This window comes from Anaerobiospirillum sp. NML120448, from assembly GCF_023050945.1.
Taxonomy (GTDB): Bacteria; Pseudomonadota; Gammaproteobacteria; order Enterobacterales; family Succinivibrionaceae; genus Anaerobiospirillum.
This window is the reverse complement of sequence record NZ_JALKIM010000158.1, coordinates 1-1,809: the sequence shown is the minus strand read 5'-3', so window position 1 is coordinate 1,809 and position 1,809 is coordinate 1. Positions and strand designations below refer to the sequence as shown.

Here is a 1,809-nt window from a genome sequence, read left to right as displayed (position 1 = left end):
CCACTTATGTTATTCCCATAGGGAAAGGATATGGTTAGTAAGTATTATACTATCATATTTGTATTTAGTGCTAAAAAAAAAAAAATATATTTAGTGTGATTTATTTCTAAGAATTAACTTAGATGTATATTTTCATTGTGTCTTTAATCTAAAGTATCATTTGTCTTAGTAATAATACATCGTAGATAGGTATTTACAACAAAGTGCTTTTAGAGCTGGAAATAAAAATGAAGGAGCTTGCTGATAGATGGAGGATATCTATCTTGGAATTTAATGGAGAGCAGGATCATATTTATTTGCTTGTTGACATGAATCCTTCGATACTGCCAAGTAAATTTATCAAAAACCTCAAAACCATTAGCTCAAAACACATAAGAAAACACTAATCTGCTTATTTAAGTCAATTTTATTTGGGAACAAATGCTATGTGGTCAAGAGATTACTGCTTAATTTCAGTTGGAGGTGCTCCTCTATCTGTTTTGAGTGAATATATAGAAAATCAAGATAGACCGCTATAATGTTATTAAGATGTAGGCTTACATCTCCACCTAAACTCTTCGAGTTATAGGTGGAGAATTACGCCTATTTGTTAAAACGTGAATCGCTCATGCAAAACAATACCTAGAAACAAAAAACATACAACTACAAAAAACATGCGCAGAATATTAGCTAAATCCAAGACTTTTGTCATCCAAGATTAATAGCTCTCTACTAATATCTCGCATGCGTGCATGCTAAACAGTACAGTCACTGTACAGTCAAGAGCAAGTTAAAGTTAAGAGCAGTAAGCTTGCACAAAAAACAGGAGCCCAAACCCTACCACCGCCGCACTGCATTGCATTGCATTGCAGTGCATTGCCATGCGCCGCAGCCGAAGCATATTCGCAGCCATGCCGCTTTTGCTTTGCAGCTGTCTTAGCCGTAGCCACAGCCCAGCGGTCTTAACAGCACTAGTCACATTAGCGGGCAATGCCGTAGGCAATGCAAGATTGCTGGCGCTGGCGAGAGGGTATGTTAGTGTTAATGTGAGTGTGGCTGATGCGGCTGTTTGCGCCCGCACTAATGCCCGTCATATGCTTATGGTTAGCCTGTTTAAGAGAAAGGTTTGAACGGTGTTGCTTCTTTATACTACAGCTATCTGTAGCATTCATAATGGTGGTTAGGACACTTCTGTAAAGCTGTAGCCTTTACTTTTTAAGACATGATAAAGGCAGTAAAAGGCGCAAATACTCATAGTGTGTCTATTGGTAGTGCTAATGTCATTAGGCTCTACTAGTAGTGGCCAACTAAAAAGTTTCAATAAATTACTCTCAGCTGCTGGTAGTGAACAAGGCAAAGAGACAGTAATAAGCTCATTACTGGTACTTACCTTAATACTGCCAAGCTTATGATGGTGATGCCAAATAGCATTAGCAAACAGCGTATGATTTTCGCTATTGGTTTGAGGATTGTTAAAGTTTTCTAGCAAAAAATTGGGAATGATGGAGTATAAGCACTCACTGTCATGCCAGTAATAAAGGAAGTATGAATAGGGAGTGATATTAGTAAAGCGGCCTAAGCCAAAGTTCTGGTTGTTGGTGCTTTTATCAGCCTCACAAGTCCAACGAGTTTTAAAGTCAATTTTATGGGCTTGTAAAAACTCACATTGACTATCATTGGTCAATTTTTCAAAAGAACCATTATCATATAGACCGACAATAGTATGATTTCCGTCTAAATTACCGAAACAAATCTGTAATCATCTATATGTATGTATAAAACCAAAATGTCAATATAGTATAGTTTCTTGTATCGATGCTATAATAGAAT

At 37.0% G+C, this 1,809-nt stretch carries 2 protein-coding genes; both read right to left on the bottom strand.

Annotation, left to right across the window (positions count from 1 at the left end):
* Positions 1–959: 959 nt before the first annotated feature.
* Complete coding sequence (locus MXE38_RS12210; protein ID WP_246915478.1) at positions 960–1,151, bottom strand: hypothetical protein; 192 nt, start codon at positions 1,149–1,151, stop codon at positions 960–962.
* 8 nt (positions 1,152–1,159) lie between these two features.
* Positions 1,160–1,663 carry a hypothetical protein gene (locus MXE38_RS12205; RefSeq protein WP_246915476.1) on the bottom strand — a complete coding sequence of 168 codons (504 nt, stop codon included), beginning with the start codon at positions 1,661–1,663 and terminating at the stop codon, positions 1,160–1,162.
* Positions 1,664–1,809 lie beyond the last annotated feature (146 nt).